Source organism: Endozoicomonas numazuensis (assembly GCF_000722635.1).
GTDB lineage: Bacteria > Pseudomonadota > Gammaproteobacteria > Pseudomonadales > Endozoicomonadaceae > Endozoicomonas_A > Endozoicomonas_A numazuensis.
This window is the reverse complement of record NZ_JOKH01000003.1, coordinates 900115-917146: the sequence shown is the minus strand read 5'-3', so window position 1 is coordinate 917146 and position 17032 is coordinate 900115. Positions and strand designations below refer to the sequence as shown.

15 protein-coding genes and 1 pseudogene are annotated in these 17032 nt (G+C 47.4%); 6 read left to right on the top strand and 10 right to left on the bottom strand.

From position 1 onward, the window contains the following. Positions 1 to 106: 106 nt before the first annotated feature. The gene (locus GZ78_RS16720; protein WP_051786261.1) at positions 107 to 448 is read right to left on the bottom strand and encodes a winged helix-turn-helix domain-containing protein; all 342 of its coding nucleotides are present in this window, start codon (positions 446 to 448) and stop codon (positions 107 to 109) included. A gap of 182 nt (positions 449 to 630) precedes the next feature. Here GZ78_RS16720 and GZ78_RS16715 point away from each other — a divergent pair, with 182 nt between their 5' ends. Together GZ78_RS16715 and GZ78_RS27630 are read left to right on the top strand one after the other, a co-directional pair. Continuing rightward, on the top strand, positions 631 to 990 hold the full coding sequence (locus GZ78_RS16715; protein WP_034838164.1) for a hypothetical protein: 360 nt from the start codon (positions 631 to 633) through the stop codon (positions 988 to 990). A gap of 25 nt (positions 991 to 1015) precedes the next feature. Further along, positions 1016 to 1456, top strand: a complete 441-nt coding sequence (locus tag GZ78_RS27630; protein ID WP_051786260.1) for a hypothetical protein — start codon at positions 1016 to 1018, stop codon at positions 1454 to 1456. A gap of 8 nt (positions 1457 to 1464) precedes the next feature. Here the strand turns inward: GZ78_RS27630 and GZ78_RS16705 are convergent, their stop codons facing one another. Together GZ78_RS16705 and GZ78_RS16700 are read right to left on the bottom strand one after the other, a co-directional pair. Next, positions 1465 to 1752 carry a type II toxin-antitoxin system RelE family toxin gene (locus GZ78_RS16705; RefSeq protein WP_034838163.1) on the bottom strand — a complete coding sequence of 96 codons (288 nt, stop codon included), beginning with the start codon at positions 1750 to 1752 and terminating at the stop codon, positions 1465 to 1467. Next, complete coding sequence (locus tag GZ78_RS16700; RefSeq protein ID WP_034838160.1) at positions 1742 to 1993, bottom strand: type II toxin-antitoxin system Phd/YefM family antitoxin; 252 nt, start codon at positions 1991 to 1993, stop codon at positions 1742 to 1744. Before GZ78_RS16700 ends, GZ78_RS16705 begins: the two co-directional genes overlap by 11 nt. A gap of 97 nt (positions 1994 to 2090) precedes the next feature. Between GZ78_RS16700 and GZ78_RS16695 the strand changes: the two genes are divergently transcribed. Next, positions 2091 to 3587, top strand: coding sequence for a coiled-coil domain-containing protein (locus tag GZ78_RS16695; protein WP_034838158.1), 1497 nt, complete (start codon positions 2091 to 2093; stop codon positions 3585 to 3587). Between the two features lie 6 nt (positions 3588 to 3593). Here the strand turns inward: GZ78_RS16695 and GZ78_RS16690 are convergent, their stop codons facing one another. Then, complete coding sequence (locus GZ78_RS16690) at positions 3594 to 4154, bottom strand: hypothetical protein (RefSeq protein ID WP_034838155.1); 561 nt, start codon at positions 4152 to 4154, stop codon at positions 3594 to 3596. 100 nt (positions 4155 to 4254) lie between these two features. Beyond that, entirely contained in the window at positions 4255 to 7788 is a 3534-nt protein-coding gene (locus GZ78_RS27625; protein ID WP_051786259.1) for a DEAD/DEAH box helicase, read from the bottom strand. A 177-nt stretch (positions 7789 to 7965) separates the two neighbouring features. Here GZ78_RS27625 and recD2 point away from each other — a divergent pair, with 177 nt between their 5' ends. Beyond that, entirely contained in the window at positions 7966 to 10170 is a 2205-nt protein-coding gene (gene recD2, locus GZ78_RS16680; protein ID WP_081869899.1) for an SF1B family DNA helicase RecD2, read from the top strand. Positions 10171 to 10421: 251 nt separating this feature from the next. Here recD2 and GZ78_RS30355 read toward each other — a convergent pair. Both GZ78_RS30355 and tnpA read right to left on the bottom strand, forming a co-directional pair. Then, positions 10422 to 10581: pseudogene (locus GZ78_RS30355) on the bottom strand (IS1 family transposase); the annotation flags it as partial. Positions 10582 to 10759: 178 nt separating this feature from the next. Next, positions 10760 to 11164 carry an IS200/IS605 family transposase gene (gene tnpA / locus GZ78_RS16675; RefSeq protein WP_034833101.1) on the bottom strand — a complete coding sequence of 135 codons (405 nt, stop codon included), beginning with the start codon at positions 11162 to 11164 and terminating at the stop codon, positions 10760 to 10762. A 69-nt stretch (positions 11165 to 11233) separates the two neighbouring features. Between tnpA and GZ78_RS16670 the strand changes: the two genes are divergently transcribed. Then, on the top strand, positions 11234 to 12505 hold the full coding sequence (locus GZ78_RS16670) for an RNA-guided endonuclease InsQ/TnpB family protein (RefSeq protein ID WP_034838153.1): 1272 nt from the start codon (positions 11234 to 11236) through the stop codon (positions 12503 to 12505). A 142-nt stretch (positions 12506 to 12647) separates the two neighbouring features. Here the strand turns inward: GZ78_RS16670 and GZ78_RS16665 are convergent, their stop codons facing one another. Together GZ78_RS16665 and GZ78_RS16660 are read right to left on the bottom strand one after the other, a co-directional pair. Then, a complete protein-coding gene (locus GZ78_RS16665) occupies positions 12648 to 13748 on the bottom strand; it encodes a hypothetical protein (protein WP_051786258.1) in 1101 nt (366 codons plus the stop codon). A gap of 25 nt (positions 13749 to 13773) precedes the next feature. After that, entirely contained in the window at positions 13774 to 14535 is a 762-nt protein-coding gene (locus GZ78_RS16660; RefSeq protein WP_034838150.1) for an outer membrane lipoprotein-sorting protein, read from the bottom strand. A gap of 187 nt (positions 14536 to 14722) precedes the next feature. Between GZ78_RS16660 and GZ78_RS16655 the strand changes: the two genes are divergently transcribed. Then, positions 14723 to 16051, top strand: coding sequence for a protein kinase domain-containing protein (locus GZ78_RS16655; RefSeq protein ID WP_034838147.1), 1329 nt, complete (start codon positions 14723 to 14725; stop codon positions 16049 to 16051). Between the two features lie 98 nt (positions 16052 to 16149). Here the strand turns inward: GZ78_RS16655 and GZ78_RS16650 are convergent, their stop codons facing one another. After that, a complete protein-coding gene (locus GZ78_RS16650; RefSeq protein ID WP_034838145.1) occupies positions 16150 to 16782 on the bottom strand; it encodes a DUF4329 domain-containing protein in 633 nt (210 codons plus the stop codon). Positions 16783 to 17032: the final 250 nt, after the last annotated feature.

The window sequence follows — 17032 nt, the reverse complement described above, 5'->3', positions numbered from 1 at the left end:
TTTCACTGAATTTGTGCGAATAGTTGACCTATTTAAGCAAATTCAGTGGAAAAGATGGCCGTTCTTTCTGGATTTTAGGCCGGGCTGTCTATTCTCGGTCAGCCTCCTAGTAGCATCTTGAAATCCAATGGGTATAGAGCTCGATAAACTCAGCCTGTTTATCAGCATCAGCCTTGTGTGGAATGCCCTTCGGTTTTTTGTAGGTGAAGCGGTTCTGGTGTAGCCACTTGTTCAGTCCTGAAACGGTGTATTTGATGTCCCAGCGCTGAGCAATGTAAGTGACAATCTGATGGGTATGAGCATAAGTATGTTCAGAGATATGTTCGATTAATTGCAGGGTTTGCTCCTCATCCAAATGACTTTCGCTGCCACCATTTTCAGGCTTCAGCTTTTCCTTTTGAAGATAGTCGTCGAGATGACGGTTGATACTCGATTCACTTTTCCTCAATGATCACGGGTATATACCGGCTCATTATCTGGGCAAACCAAGCAAGGCGTCAGAACCGGCAAGCACTTCTGGGAAGGCGCTTTTTTAATGCAGCCGGTCAACGCTTCGCATTCCATGGTCTTCAAGCGAAAAGCCAACTGGCAGCATAAATATCAGCGCTCCAGAAAGTCGGGTCGCATGATGTGGATGGGTTTGCCCCTGGAAAAGCAGAGCTTGCCGATCCTGAACAGTGCCATTCAGGTGCTGGAAAAGCTTCAGCCATACTATTGCAACTGGAGTCGATCAGTGAATTGCAACAACAGGGCAGCCGTCGTAAAGACCAGTGGCTTTTTAATCTCAGTGCCGTAGTACCCACCAATGACCGGGCGACTTATGCTTTGCTGGAGTTCTCAAGAACGATTCGGCAAGCCTTGAGTAATGATAAAGCGTTGGCAGAGCAATGCCGAAAACTGACTTTCTCTGAAACCCAATTTGATATCGCTCCCAGCCAGGGACAACTGTCTTTTGCAGATATCACCCTGACCCTCGAGACCGTTTTTTAAATCCTCTTCAAGGAAGGAGAACTCTATGTCCACCATCGATCGCAGCTTTATTGGCGATGGTAGTATCCATATTCAGCCCTACGACAAATCCGCGCCACTGTTGTCCATCGGCAACGTCAGTGAGTTCAATTTCAGTTTTGAAGAAGACTGTAAGGAGTTGAAAAACTATCTTGGAGGCGGCGGTAATCGCAATGTTATCAGCCGGGTGTCGGGCATTACCGCCAATCTGGTGGCCCATGATTTTACCGCCAGTAATATCTCCCTGGCCTTGCGGGGCAATGTCACCGCAGCCTCAATCACACCGGTCATTGATGAAGCCCTCAGGGTGAAGTTCTCACCGGTTCAGAATCTGGGCTTTATCTCTGATGATTTCGCCAGCATTCCCCTTCAGGTGGATGTGTTGGCGGATACGTCGATTTCCGGGAATGGGCTGAGTGCGTTTATGCAGTTGGATCTGGCTGGGTAAGGGGATGCTTATGGGCGTCGTTTTCTTAAGGTCTTATAGACAGCGTCCTTGTCTCGATTGCCGATGGCTAATACATATACAACAACCTCCTCCTCAATAACTTCGTATGCCAGGCGGTATCCAGCTGTTCGTAGTTTGATTTTGTATACGTTGTCGTAGCCTTTCAGCTTGGCTGAGAGAACATGAGGATTCTCCAAACGCTCTGCCAGTTTTTTCTTAAACTGATTACGCAATGGAGAGGCCAGCTTGTCCCACTCTTTCATAGCTGCCGGAAGGAACTTGAGCTTATAAGTCATCCAGGTTCACTTCCACAGCCTGATCCCGGTCTTTCCGACGTTCCTCAACCAGTCTGGATAACTCCTGGTCATCCAGGGCATCCATCAACCACTCGTAGGTCTCTGCCGGAATCAGATAAGCTGTTGGCTTATTGTGGTTGAGGATAGCTATGGGTGAACCATCTGACTGAGCCAGCAATGCTGTCGGGTTTTTCTTGAGCTCTGAAATACTTGCCGAGCAATCCGCTAATATCTGTCTCATAGTAAATACTCCTTATTTAGTTCTAAAAACAGGTCTTATTTTAGACCATTTTAATTTTGACTGTTAGTTCTATTGTGTTTGAGCCAGGGAGAGGACTATGTCTACCATCAAGGAATCAGCCCTCAGGCTGATACTAAAAGCCAAAGCCACCCTATCCAAAACCGTCCTCCAGTCAGCCTCCTCTCTCGAATCCCTCCGTAAAGAAGCCAAAATCCTCAAACAAAAACTGCCTGATTTGCAGAGGCAAGATCGTCTTTTGTCGTCTTTTCAAAAACAGACAGCAGTGGTTCGCGATGCAGGCAAAGCCTACCGGGAAGCGGAAGCACGGGTTGAGAAGCTGGCCAGGGAATTTCAACAGACTGAGAAGCCTTCCCGATCTCTCCAGCGTTCCCTGGAGTCCGCTCAGAAACTCCAGTCCTTCAGTGCATCACTTAAAGCGGTGTCGGCGGGTTTCAGGGAAGCCGTGAAAGAAGATGTGCAGGACATTAACAACAGCTGGCAGACACTGGGCGAAGCCATTCTTCAATCCAGTCAAACGACCCAGCAAGCTATCCGCAACGAGAGCCAGAAAATGACAAAGTCCGTCGAGCAGGATGTGGTCAAACTTAACTCGGTCTATGTCCAGTCAGCCCAGGCCGCCAAAAAAGCCTTCACGGATGCCGCCGATGCCCTCAAGCAGATCAATACCTCAGAAACACGCACCGAACTGGCAGACCTGGCTGTGAAACTCTCCCAAGCCTTCGCTGACGGTACCCTGACCCAAGATCAATACAACGAAGCCCTGGAAGCCAGTCGACAGAAGCTGGCTGAGCGGGAAGAAGGCGCAGAGTCGGCTGCTGATGCGGCCCGGTCACTGGGAGATGCAGTAGAAGAAGCGGGTGACAAGCAAGCGACAGAGGCAGCCCAGACCTCCAGCTCATTAGATGGACTGGTGGGCTTTTACAATAGCATCACCGCCGAACTCTACGGCTTGAGTGCCCAGGCAGAAGACACCTTTCTGGCCATGCAGGGAGCCACTCAAGTCGACACCACAGATACGCTGAGTGAGATTGGACAGCTCAAGGCCGTATTGGCAGAAACCACAGAAGAACTGCACCAGCTACAGACGGCTAATGTGGGTGCAGATGTCACTGGACTGGGCCGGTGGATGCAAAATACGGCCACCCATGCCACTGCCGTAAAAGCGGAATTTTATGAGCAAAAGATCGCCCTGGAAGAACGGGTGCAAGGTTATCAAGGCGGTTCTATTTCGGCAGAGGCTCTGGCCAGCCAGGGCAGGGCTGCTGCCGATTCTATGAACCTGCTCAATCAGCAAGACCTGGATCGACTGAACAGTGCCATCGAACAGGCCGAATCGAGTATGGAACGCTTGGCTGACAGCACTCGAGGTACCCTGGAAGGACTGCAGGATGAACTGGATCGTCTGCAAGGCAAACAAGACGACATTGACCGTCGTCGGTTTGAAGCCCGGAAACAGGAACTGGAATCACAGCTGGCTATTGCCAAACAGCAGGGCGATAACGCATCCATCAGCAACCTGAAAAAAGCCCTGAGCCTGAACATTAGGCTACTGACTGTTGAGTCATCCCAATAATAGAAATCAAGGAGCCCCAGACAGGTCTGGGCTGAACCTCACATCTTGTAAGCCTGCATCTTCACAGGCTTTCTTGAACTGCTTATTACAATACACACCCATATAGTTGTCGTACTCAATTCTGAATAGAGGAGAGTCTTGCAATTTCTGCTCATCAAAAGCAATCCAGTCTATTTCACCCCATTGATTTTTTTTGCAGAGATTCAGGTCCAGGGCGTCATCGGACAGGGTTAATACATTGAAGATATATCCATGCATCTTGTTGTATGTGACCGGTAAAAACTCACCGCAAGAGTCAATCAATGGGTGCAGAGCCGCATGAGCATCTTGACTGATAAATAAACGACCATAGCGTTGTGAAATATCGGGAATGGCAGATACTTTCCCTGCGGATGAACGGTAGAACTCTATTTCCATGGTTTGCCAATGCTCCAGGTAGGAGACTGGGCTTTCATCCATATGGAATAAAGTATCGTCACCCAGGGCACGGCGAAATTCTTTGCTGTCTATGTTGAACCAGAGAAAGTGTTTAACATCGGGTCGAATGGAAACCTTACTTGATGGCAAAAAGATCTGGATGGAAAAGTTCGTGAATGTAGCTTGATCTGACAGACACCTTCTTGAAAATCGGTAACTGTCAGATCAGGTCTGGATTAGTACACGGCTATCAGGCTGATTTTATGGGTTCAAACAGCACCTGCAAGTCTTCCGCCGTGAGCGTCTGTTTTTTCTTGCGCCCGGTGTCACCGTAGAGTGAGTCTGCGATGGCCTGTTTCTTTTCCTTCAGGGCCTGAATTTTTTCTTCGACCGTCCCTTCCGTCACCAGTTTGTAGACAAAGACCGGTTTATCCTGACCAATGCGATGAGCACGATCGCTGGCCTGTTCTTCCACTGCAGGATTCCACCAGGGGTCATAGTGAATAACGGTGTCAGCGGCTGTGAGGTTCAATCCGGTGCCCCCGGCTTTCAGACTGATCAGGAATACCGGCACACGCCCTTCCTGAAAGTCCTGAATGGGTTGTTTGCGATTACGGGTCTGACCTGTCAGTTTGACCCATGGAATACCGGCTGCTTTCAGACGTGTTTCAATCAACGTCAGCATACTGGTGAATTGTGAGAAAATCAGAATTTTCCGGCCTTCCTCCACGATGGGCTTAACCAGAGTCATAAGCAGATCAAGCTTTGCGGAGTCCTTGATGGCCTCTGCCTGTTCCAGTTTGACCAGTGATGGGTCACAGCAGGCCTGGCGCATCTTCAGCAAGGCATCCAGTATGACAATTTGTGAGCGGGCCAGACCTTTCTTTTCGATTTCGGCCTGGACCCTGGCTTCCATACTGGCCCGGATGGTTTCATAAAGGTCTCGCTGAGGGCCGGACAGCTCGGTCGTTCGGAGTATTTCTGTTTTTGGAGGCAGCTCTTTAGCCACCAGTTCCTTTTTCCTGCGCATCATAAAGGGAGCAATACGCTTTTGCAGTCGTTTGGATGGTTCTCGCTGGTTGTGCTTTTCGATGGGCGTCCGGTAGAAGCGGGTAAACTGATCACGAGCGCCGAGAAAGCCGGGCATCAAGAAATCAAACAGCGACCAGAGTTCCCCTAAATGATTCTCCATGGGGGTTCCAGTCAGGCACACTTTGTGACTGGCCTGCAGACAACGAACGGCTTTGGCACTTTTGGCGTTGGGATTTTTAACCGCTTGCGCTTCATCCAGTATCAGCAGGTGGAAAGTGGTTTCGGATAATTCCTTATAATCTCTCTGCACGACACCATAACTGGTAAGTACCAGATCGGCGTGTTGGATAGCCTCGCTTTCTCTTCGGGTTCCGTGGTGAATATGAACGTTCAGGTTCGGTGTAAATCGTTGCGCTTCTCGTGCCCAGTTATGAAGCAAGCTGGTAGGACAGACTACCAGACTGGGTTTTCGGCTTTTTGAACGGGTCAGGCGTTGTTTCTCCAACTGTAAATGAGCCAGTGTCTGCAGGGTTTTCCCCAGCCCCATATCGTCTGCCAGAATACCGTTGAGGCCATATTCTCTAAGAAACTGAAGCCAGGAGAGTCCCTGCTGCTGATAGGGTCTCAGTTCTGCGTTAAGGTGTTTAGCCGGTTTGACTTTTTTCAGTCGCTTGAATTTCTTCAGCTTTTTTCCCAGTTCCAGCAGCTTTTCTCCACCTGACCAGGGCAGGTCCAGGCCATTATGCAGTTCTTCCCAAATCTCGGCATGGTGGGTTTGCAAGCGATAGTCGCTTAATGGGCGGTCACCGAAGAGCTCCAGTAGAGTGCCCAGAATCAGGCTCAGACGTTCAGCGGGCATATTGATGAACTGTCCACCGGGTATCTGAATGGGCACCGGTGCATCTTTCTCCATAGACTTCAGCTGGGTCTGGTCGGGCAGTGCATCCAGTTGCCTGGCCAACAGTGGCAGCAGGTCTATTGATTTGCCATCAATGTTAAAGCCCAGTTGCAGGTTAAACCAGTCGTTTTCTGACTCTTCAAGGCCCGCATACCAGTCGTCTTCAGACAGGGTTTCGAATTGAAAGGGAAAGCTCTCATCTATTTCAATCAGCCAGCCGTTGTCTTCCAGTTCTGGCAACGTCTGATTCATGAAAGCCAGCCAGAGCTTCTGGCTATGCAGGCCAGGAGGCCCCATTATCAGATCATGGTCCATGAGCTGCTTGGTCACGATTTTTTTTCGATACGATGGCTGTAACTCAAAGGGGAGCTGTTTGGCTAACGTCTCTTCTGTTTGACGTTGACGGGGAATGACGGTTTGCTCGTCATGTTTTGAGGGAAGGGTATCCAGGACACTGGCGTGAGAAACCCTGTTGCCATCGTAGGAGAATGACAGTTGTGCACGGGCTAATGTTTCTTCTGTCGGACTGTGATTCTTCCGGAGCGTGGCTGGCTCCCCGGTCCAGGGAACGCCGTCCAGCCTGAGCACGGGTTTTGGTTTTATAATCCGTGCCGAGATTTTTTTGGGAAGTGCAATACCTTGGTTGTCAGGATCATGAATCAAGTTTGAAAGGACTTTTGAGGCTTCTTCCACACCTTTGTTATCCAGAGGAGGGGCATCCAGCAAAGTTTGCAGCAAGGCTCCGTTGGGAAGCTGGGTCAGCTCGCCACACTCCGCTTTCTGCTCGAATACTTTCAGATAGCTGGGCGGTGTCGTGGCCAGAAGATTCAGATGATGACCTTGCTGATCTACAAGAGCAGGTTGTTGTAACCCCTTTTCATCGGCTTGCCATTGCACTTCGCCACGTAATGGCTCTGCAGGTTCTACGACTATCCGCTCTTGAAGGTCAACCAGACAACGACCTGTGTTGATGATACGGGTCAGCAGCTCAAAGCCCTCTTCTCCTTTCAGGCTTAATTCACTGCCATAGTAGTTGAGGGAACCGTCCACCCAGGCTGTTTTGAGTATTTTTATGTCTTCTGGATTGATGCTCACAGGCCAGTTGTTATTTTGAATACAGTGGTGTGCCCCGTTGTAAATATTAGGTTTACCGAATCCGCCTTTTTTCAGGTAGCGTGAAAGGTAGAGTCTGACTGAGAAAGAACGATTTAGGCCATATCGATCAGGCTCTAAGAAATAGACCAGACAGTTTGTGGTGGAGCGGTTTGCTGAGAGTCGGTCAGTGTGTGGTGACTCAGATTTTGGTTTGCTGACGGCCTTTAATTGTGTGAGCCATCTGTTTCTGCTGTTTTCCAGTCTGGACTCTTCAGCAGAAAGGCTGCCGCTTCCTTCACTCAATATGCTCGGGAGGCTTTGCTTTATGTGGGTTTTGAGCTCTTCTAATACTAGGGCGTCTCCTTTAAAAACGAGCGTCTGAGCCAGATCTGTGATCATTTCGTCCAGCTCCGACTCCGTATTGTCCCAGTTTTCTTCACCCAGCAATGCATTCATTCGATCCGCGCCAAAATACTTTTCTGCCTTCAGCAGAAGGGCGCAGACGTGTTTGCAGTTGAACTGCATGGGGCAGGTGCAGGTGCCTGATATAGGGTCTTCATCAGGATCACCTGGATAGGGATTCAGTTCAATATCGACCAGATAGACCTTGCCTCCTGATCCTTTGACTTGCCCACTTAGAACGCCTGCCTCATCATCCAGCTCCAGTGAGATAACTTTATTTCGACGGAAGTAATCCAGCCCCCGCTGGGCAGTTTTGGCGCTGAACAGGTCAATGAAGTCGAGATTCAGTGAGTGCATAAAGTCTGATCTGGAAAAGATAAAAGAGCGATGATAGCAGCCGGAGGGGGTGCAGATAAGGTTTAGTCAAAAAATGTACTGTCGTTCTTGTGTAGAATATTTCGCGGAAGCCGTCGTATAAAAGCAGGATTGTTGGTGATATTCTGGTTTCTTGTCCGCTGGCCTCCGAAAGTCCTCATGCTAAAAAACACCCTTCAGCACTCTCAACAACAACCTCAAACCGATCATCAACCAATGGTGCATCTGCAAGGTTCTGTTGAAAGGGTGACGTTTCATAGTGAGGAGAGTGGTTTTTTTGTTATCCGTGTTAAGTGTAAAGGGCAGCTGGAATTAGTGACCATGACGGGTAATACCCCGTCGGTCACACCGGGTGAGTTTGTCGATGCTTCAGGGGTATGGTTCAACGACCACAAGCACGGCGTACAGTTTCGGGTCAAACACATCAAAACCGTTACACCTAACACTCTTGAAGGCATTGAGAAGTATCTGGGGTCAGGGATGGTCAAGGGTATTGGCCCACACTTTGCAAAACGCCTGGTGAAGGCCTTTGGGGAGCAGGTGTTTGATATCATTGAACAGAATCCTCAGCGACTCCTGGAACTGGAAGGTATTGGTAAAAAGCGCCGGGAGAAAATAACCTCGGCCTGGTCTGAGCAAAAAGTAATACGGGAAATTATGGTGTTCCTCCAGTCTCATGGAGTGGGAACAGCACGAGCCGTTCGAATTTATAAAACATACGGTGATCAGTCTGTCGCTAAAGTTCGGGAAAACCCTTACCGGCTGGCACTGGATATACATGGGATAGGCTTTAAAACGGCTGATCAGTTGGCTCAGCAGTTGGGTATTGATCGAGTCTCTCTTATTCGTGCTCAAGCGGGCGTTCGGCATGTACTGCAGGAATTTTCTGGAGACGGGCACTGTGCCCAAAGATTTGAATCCCTGGTGCTTGAGGCCGTTAAACTGTTGGAAATTCCTGAAGAGACCATCAAACAGGCGGTTCAATGTGAAATCAATGAAGAAAGACTGACGCCTGAAAACATTAATAATAAGCCCTGTCTGTTTTTGACGCCATTACACCGGGCTGAAGTCGGGGTTGCCAATCATGTCATGCGATTACTGCATGGCTCTTCCCTGTGGTCGAACATTGACCTGGAAAAAGCTATTCCCTGGGCAGAAGAAAAAAACAAAATCCAGCTTTCTGATTCGCAGAAACAAGCTGTCGGGCAAGCTGTGAAGCAGAAGTTCTGCATTATCACGGGTGGTCCAGGAGTGGGAAAAACCACAGTGGTGAACAGTATTCTGAAAATCATTCAGGCAAAGCGTGCTCATGTGACTCTGTGCGCACCTACTGGCAGAGCAGCTAAAAGACTCTCGGAGTCAACAGGGCAGGAAGCCACAACTATTCATCGCCTGCTGGAGTTTGACCCTGCTGCCTTTGATTTTAAACGCAATGCAGAAAATCCACTGGAAACCGAGCTCCTTGTTGTAGACGAATCCTCTATGGTCGATGTTGTCCTTATGAATCAGCTACTCAGAGCAGTGCCCGAAGAGGCCGCCGTATTGCTTGTAGGTGATGTTGATCAGCTGCCGTCGGTTGGCCCTGGCTCAGTTCTGAGCGATATGATTGAATCCGGAAAAGTGCCTGTGGCCAGGTTGACTGAAATTTTTCGGCAGGCTGCCACATCGCGAATCATTACAGGAGCTCATGCTATCAATCGGGGGCAGCCACCCAAGTTGACACGAAAGGGAGATGATACCGACTTTTTCTATATGAACGGTGAAGAGCCAGAGGAAATTTTCAGCAAACTCATGGCCGTAGTAACTCGTCGGTTACCTGATAAGTTTGGATTGGACCCAGTCAATGACATTCAGGTTTTAGCTCCGATGAATCGTGGCGGATTGGGTGCAAGGAGTTTGAATGTGGCCTTGCAGGAAGCGCTTAATGCCCAGTCTCATCCGAGAGTGACACGTTATGGCTGGACTTATGCTCCTGGAGACAAAGTAATTCAGACTGTGAACAATTATGATAAGGAAGTGTTCAACGGTGATATTGGTCGTGTCAAGAGCATTGATGTAGAAGAGGGTGAGCTGATGATGGTGTTTGAGGGGCGGGAGGTTTTATATCAGGTCAGTGAACTGGATGAAGTTTCTCTGGCTTATGCGACTACCATCCATAAAAGTCAGGGTTCTGAGTATCCTTGTGTCGTCATCCCCATGGCTATGCAGCATTATACTTTGTTGGAACGTAACCTTTTATACACAGGTGTCACTCGTGGAAAACAGATGGTGGTTCTCATTGGTCAACCCAAGGCTGTGGGAATGGCAGTAAGGAACGTCCGTTCAGCCCGAAGAATGACTAATCTGCGAGCGCGACTGGCATAGAGTGTGTGGAACAATTGTTTTGTATTCTGGGTTTATCAGAAAAGTGTGTTGTAGGTTCCCCGCCCGCCGCCAGATTGTTTGATGTTAAAGCAGTAAAAGTTGTGCGCGCTCGTAGCTCAGCTGGATAGAGTACCTGGCTACGAACCAGGCGGTTGAAGTTTTTTTTGTATTACAGACTGCCTTTTGACTACCGGTCTGTTCTTTAATCTTCCACTGTCTTATAGCTACATGCTGGAAAATCCGGTCGTGTATCAAAGAAGTTGAAAGTGTTCTCGGTTGATGAACTCTCCAATCACTTTGTCATACACGCTCTTCAGAGCGTGAGAAGCAGATCGTTTTTCGATTCAGTCTCTTCAACCGGGTCCTGAAATTCAGGTTTTCCCGTTCAATGCCCTGAATTTTGGCTTTTCCATTCTTGACGACACTTTCTGTTTGTTGACACTGGATGCAAGCAATCTGAACGACAGGCATGACACACTCAAGACAAAAGTACAGAAATATATCAAATCAACAGCACTGATTCACGATCTACCTGTAATCGAAAGAGTGCTCCCTGCGACCTAGCAGGGAGGTGAATTTCGTCAGCCCGTCAGGGCTGATCTTGGTTCTCGATATACTCCTTAATTACATCCAATGGTGCGCCCCCGCAGCTTCCGGCAAAATATGATCTCGACCATAAGACAGGCTTTCGATAAGCACCCGCAATATCACAAAACTCTTGCCTTAGTCTTCTGGACGAAACAGCTTTTAAACTGTTTATCAGTTTGGAAATAGACGGGGTTTTGGGCGTAAACTCAACCAGCAAATGCACATGGTCTGCTTCACCGTTAAATTCAACCAGCTCAGAATCAAAGCTCCCGCAAATTTCAGAAAAAATATCTTTCAGTCTTGTTAAGTGCAAAGCTCCCAGAACTTTCTTTCTGTATTTTGTGACAAAAACAATGTGGCAATGCAGGCTGTAAGCACTGTGCCGACCTTTCTTTATTTCCTGCATACTGATATTTTATAATCCGTATTATGGGCTATTATATATAGCATATAAGATATCACACTGATTGCATAAATGAAGATTATCAAGGCATATAAGTACAGACTGGACGTAACGCCAGAGCAGCATGAAAGGCTTATGCAGCTCTGCGGTACATGTCGTTTTGTCTGGAATAAAGCCCTGAGCATCTGCAATGAAAAATGGAAGTCTGGCGAAAAAATTCCATCCTCTTACACCATGCACAAATGGCTTCCTATATGGAAAAAAGAAGAGGAAACCAGTTTTTTAGCCCAAGGTAACGCTGTAGCTTTGCAGCAAAAATTAAATGACCTTGGAGCTGCTTGGGGGAAGCATTTTGATGATCTTGCAAAGCTCAAAGCAGGAAAAATGAAAGAGGTTAAGTTTGAGAAGCCTTGCTTCAAACAGCGCAACAAAGACTCCCATAATTCCATTCGTATCATGCAGTTTTCAAAATACTGTAGAATAGAAAACCGCAGGGTGAAGCTCCCCAGTAAGTTAGGCTGGGTAAGATTCCGCAAATCCCAAGAAATTTGTGGGGAAATCAAAAACTGTACAATCACCCGTAAATCAGGACACTGGTTTATCAGTTTCCAGACTGAGCAAGAGCGGCTTGATCCGGTACACCCCTCTGAAAAGATTGTGGGTCTTGATATGGGGGTTAAGAAATTCGTAACCCTTTCGACTGGCGAGCAATATAAACCCTTAAACTCGTACAGGAAGCATGAGAAAAAGCTTGCCAGTGAGCAAAGGAAGCTTTCTCGAAAGGTGAAATTTTCTGAAAACTGGAAAAAGCAGAAACGTCGTATTAACAGGATTCACAGCAAGATAGCTAATTGCCGATCCGATTACCTCCATAGAGCCTCATACGAAATCAGCAAAAACCACGCAATAATCGTCATTGAGGATTTAAAGGTGTCGAATATGTCAAAATCAGCAAAAGGCAATGCTGAGAATCAGGGTAAAAACGTAAAGGCAAAATCGGGTCTTAATAAGTCTATTCTTGATCAAGGATGGTATGAGTTCAGACGACAGCTCGAATATAAGCAGGCTTGGCGAGGTGGTGAGGTTATCGCTGTAAACCCGGCATACACAAGTCGAACCTGCCCTGAAGAGTCCTGTCGTTACGAGTCAAAAGAAAACAGACCGAATCAAGAAACATTCAGGTGCGTTAAGTGTGGGTATGAAAATAACGCCGACATTGTTGGCGCACTGAATGTATTAAGTATTTGGGAGCTGGGTCACAGCTTGTCAGCCTGTGGAGAGGGTTCGTTGGAGTCCTCTGAGAAACAGGAACCACGGCGAAATCGTAAGAGAGTAGCCGCCTAGTAATAGGAATCCCCCAGCGACCTAGCTGGGGGAGGATGTCAAGGAATTACTAAAAAACTGAAGACAGTTTCTATCCGCTTCCCTGCGGAGTTTTGAAAGACGTTGATCAGGCTTTATTAGATGGCTTGAATTTAAAATCTGATCAATTTTCTACATCAAAAACAGAAACAGCTTTTTCCTGTCCATTCACAATCAGGTGAACTTCATACTCCCCTGGATAAAACTTTCGTACACTATTCGATTTAAGACTGAGCTGTTTATTAAGAACAACCTTACCAGCCTGATTTAATGTTCTCTTGCTCCATTTAAACACCTTGCGGTTCTTCCGGCCATTCTTACCGGGAGAGAGCAGAAGAAAGTCGATCATTAACTGTTCGGGTTGATCATTGAAAGTCGACAGCTGGCATTGTAACTCTACACTCTCTCCCTCACTGATTGATGCAGGAGATGCTTTAAAATGGTTAATATCCATTTCCAGCTCACTGTCATACCCCATTAAGGATAACGCACCTTTATGACCGTTTTTTAACAGCGTGCGAAGTCCATGCTGAATAATCCACTGAAGTTCTTTACTGTCATCCTGCTCTTTCCAGAGTGTCAGCTCATGCACAACCCGATCCGCACTATCTTTGGCAATATCATTCATATTATTAGCCACTGACCGTCGTACATACTCTTCAGGATCGTCTTTCAACTGCACCAGCAGGTCGAATATGGGGCTTGGGTCATCCAGCAGGTGAGACACCCGCATGGCCCAGGGCAACCGAGGTCTGGATCCTTCTGATACCAAGCGACGAACGTCGGTTGAGTGATCGCTGGCCCAGACAGTGAGCAGATCAAAGGTTCGTTCCGGGTAACGCTCCAGGAAAGGCCGGATGGCAAACTCTCCAGTAAACTGCTGGGTGATTTGATAGATAGCAGCCATTGATGCGTCAAAGTCTTCCAGACCATAGCGTTCAACAACCTGACTGGCGACCCAGACTGGAAAACTGCGCATGGGCGCATACTGAGAACATCCGGCTATGGCCTGACAGATCACTTTGACCGTTTCCGGGTAGGGTAAACTCAATCCTTCCCAGACCCCTTCAGCGATCAGATTTACCCGGCCTTTCATTTCCAGATTCAGTAGCTGATCACCAATAACTGTGTTGAACCGGTTACGATCAAAGTCTGGCACTATTGCCTGCAACCGATCCGCATAGTCCTTGCACAGGGGATAATCAAAGTAGTCTTTAAAGTCCATTACGTTCTTATTCCATCAATTGCTTTCAGAGGCTGGACAGGCTGCCTTTCTCGAACGAGAGACTGTTCAGCGCTGTATTCAGCTGATAGTCATTCCACTCTAACAGTGTCGTTTTTCCTGTTAGGTGGTTAACCATTTTCATCTTGCCTGCCCGCCAGAAACGACCGCTGATGTAACTTCGGTAGTCGCTGTAAGTCTGGGTTTTCAGCAGTTCATTCTTGCGATCATAAAACTCGGTTTTAACCGGATAATAATTCTCCTGGTCGAGCCAGATGATCAACCGGGTGTAACCGGACTTGGGGTAATTCGGCGCCATTTCCAGCTTAAAAGCCGCCTGTCCATCCATCTCTTCTTTGCCTAACAGTTTGTAGCGATACTTATCCAGAATCCAGCTGAACTTGTTCGCAGAAGAAATTATTTTGACTCTTTTCAGAGATGGAAAATACTGCCACTGGCTGTCTGACCGGGTGGCGTAAGCGTGAGTCAGAAGAACTGTACCTTTTACATTCGCAGGTGTTTGAAACCGGACCAGGCTCTTGTCGCCCGCTTCCGTATCCACTACTTCCAGCATACTTACCCGAAGTTCACGCTGGCTGCGACTGCCATGACTATTAATCAGTTCCATTTTCAGATCGGCCACCAGATCGACCCAGCCGGTATTGCGGTTGTCTGCTTTCTGGGCGATACGGTAACCGGCATCGACAGCGTCCTGCTGTTGACTGCTTTCAGTGTCAGCCAGAGCAGCATTAGCCAGCGTTATTAGCAGAATAGCGAACCAGTTCTTCATCTTTATTCTCCTGTGATGTTTCATCGTCTGCTAACGGAATGGGTTGAAGATTAAACCCATGGTTTAAAAGAGGTATGAGACAAGGAAGAAGGTCTCATAATCGTTACCCATACTGACTGACCTGTTATTAATCTTATTTGGGGGAAGTGGCTTAATGGTGCATCCATTTTCAGGAAGGGTGCAGGTGATGGCACACGGCTCAGGTTTTCCCTCTCAATCTACCGGTCCCAAACAGGATCAACCCTATACTCTGGTTGAAAAGGGGGTTGTGGCTGCGGGCACTTTTCTTGGCATGGCAGTAGGTACTGTTGGAAAGGAGGGCGCAGGCAGTATGTTGGGAGGCGCTTTGGGTTTTACCCTGGCGAGCAAGGCTGTTGATTACTATAAAACCTATACGGCAAAAGGCACTCCGTTATATTTGAAGCAGGGTTGGGCGACCCCAGTGACCGCCAGTAATCCCAGAGAAGCTATGGCAAAGCTTCTGGATATGCCTGAGCAGCAAGGTGAGAGGTTGAGGGAAGGTAATTTTAGCAAGGTTCAGAAATTTATGTTCAGAGAAGGCGAGCCTTTTGTTATTAAGTGGGCAAAAGACTCTGATTATTCCAGAGGGGCGTCAAAAGACCGGGATATACGAGAGTGGTTTGGGCTGGAAAAAGGTGAGGTTAATGGACTCCGGTTAAACCAGCATCCTCAGTTGATTAAAACCCATGCTCTCCTTATTCAGGATTCGAGAGACGGCCACTATGTTCTGATTAATGATGCTGAGCAAATTAAAGCAGAGACCAGACCGAATTATCGTGTGAAAGCGGTCATTAATGAGTTTGTAGACGGCCTTGATCTCAGGCATGCACCCGGAGGCGTGCCTGAAGAGAATATTGAGTCGATTCTGGATGTTTTATTTTCTTCTGATCAGGCAATAAAGCTGGGTTTGCCGGTTTGTGAAGCGTTGGAGTACCTGCACAGAAATGGTGTGGTTTACCGGGATCTTAAGCCTGAAAATATCATGATCCGTCGTCATGATCATGAAGTGAAAGTAGTGGACCTTGGGTTTAGTAAGAAATTGCCCCCAGCTGACAGAACAAGCACGATTTGTGGTACTCCAGAGTACATGGCTCCTGAAGTTATTCGTGGGGAAAAGCCATATGGTTTTGAATCAGATGCCTGGTCCCTGGGTATTCTTTTACTTGAAATGTCGACAGGCGTAACTCCCAATCATCTGAGTATTGAAACAGATAAAATTGTTGAAGCGTCAGACAGTCAACACGAGCAATATCAGCGGGTCATAAATTTTGCTGCGGCAGACAATGAGGCGAAAAGACACTTTCTGTGGGATCACTTTCCGGACACATTTTTTGATAATGAAAAGCTGTTGAATCTTATTGTTAAGTTGACGGATTCTGATCCTGAAAAAAGGCTCAAGATTGAGGAGGCCTGCCAGCAATTAAAGGCCATGAGGCAAACATTGAAATCTCAGGAAAGACTCGATTGGGTGTTCAGTAAACTCAGACTTTATTAGATGGCTCACTATTAAAATACAGCTCTGTCTGACCCTGTAGTCCTTGTCATGTTTCGAGTGGGTCGCATTTCCCGCTCATAGCTGTTTGAGTCAACCTGTTATTCAGTCCTTATGCGGACAGTTTCACCCCTGCTATCTCTGACTTTATTACCTTTTGCGCTTCCCTTGGCGTGACCCAGGCCGACCTTGCGAGCCTGATAAGAACTCATGATCCTGTCATCAGGGTTGAAGACCTTCAGATAACCTGAACTATCCGAGAGGTAGAAAGGCTTGTTCCATTGTTGCACCAGTGCCGTATCGTATTTAGAGAAATAGTGTCTGGAGCCTTTGCCTGCTCCATGAGTATGCCAAAAAGCAATCACTTCATATTCTTTGGGAAAGACAATTTCTGCATGAATTCGATCTTCCCCTGACTCACCGGCCGCAACCGTATAATGATAGTGGTTGGTAGTCTTATGTTTTAAAACCGCCCCAATGTATTCGCGATCTTCCTGAATTGAAACTGGGTTATAAATATTACAAGCGCTGGCTACAGCTGCCACCTCGGATACAAACGAAGGACTGATCCAGTAATCTCCATGTTCAGATTGCCCCTGTTGTTGAGGGTCAAATTTCCATTTGGCAGGTGCTTCAACCGATGAGCTGGCTACTGGATCCATAGCCTTGACGGCGGTAGAAAACATCAGTGCGATTGTTGTTGTAATGATGAACATCCAGGTTCTTCTTTCCATGACTGTTGCGTTCCGGTTCTAAGCTTTTCGACGACAGTCTGGATTTCGTTAGTCCGTTTATCCTGAAGAATGGCTCCTTTTATCCTGAGGAATAAAAAGGAATGTTTGCTCAGGTTTGGCAGAGGTTTTCTAGCCGTTATGGAAACCTTCGGAAAAGCTTCGGATATATCAAAAAGTGGTGTAGCATCAAAAAGCAGCTGAATAAAAAGTCAAAAATGATGCATTTGCAGTAAATAAAATGGCTGTAACT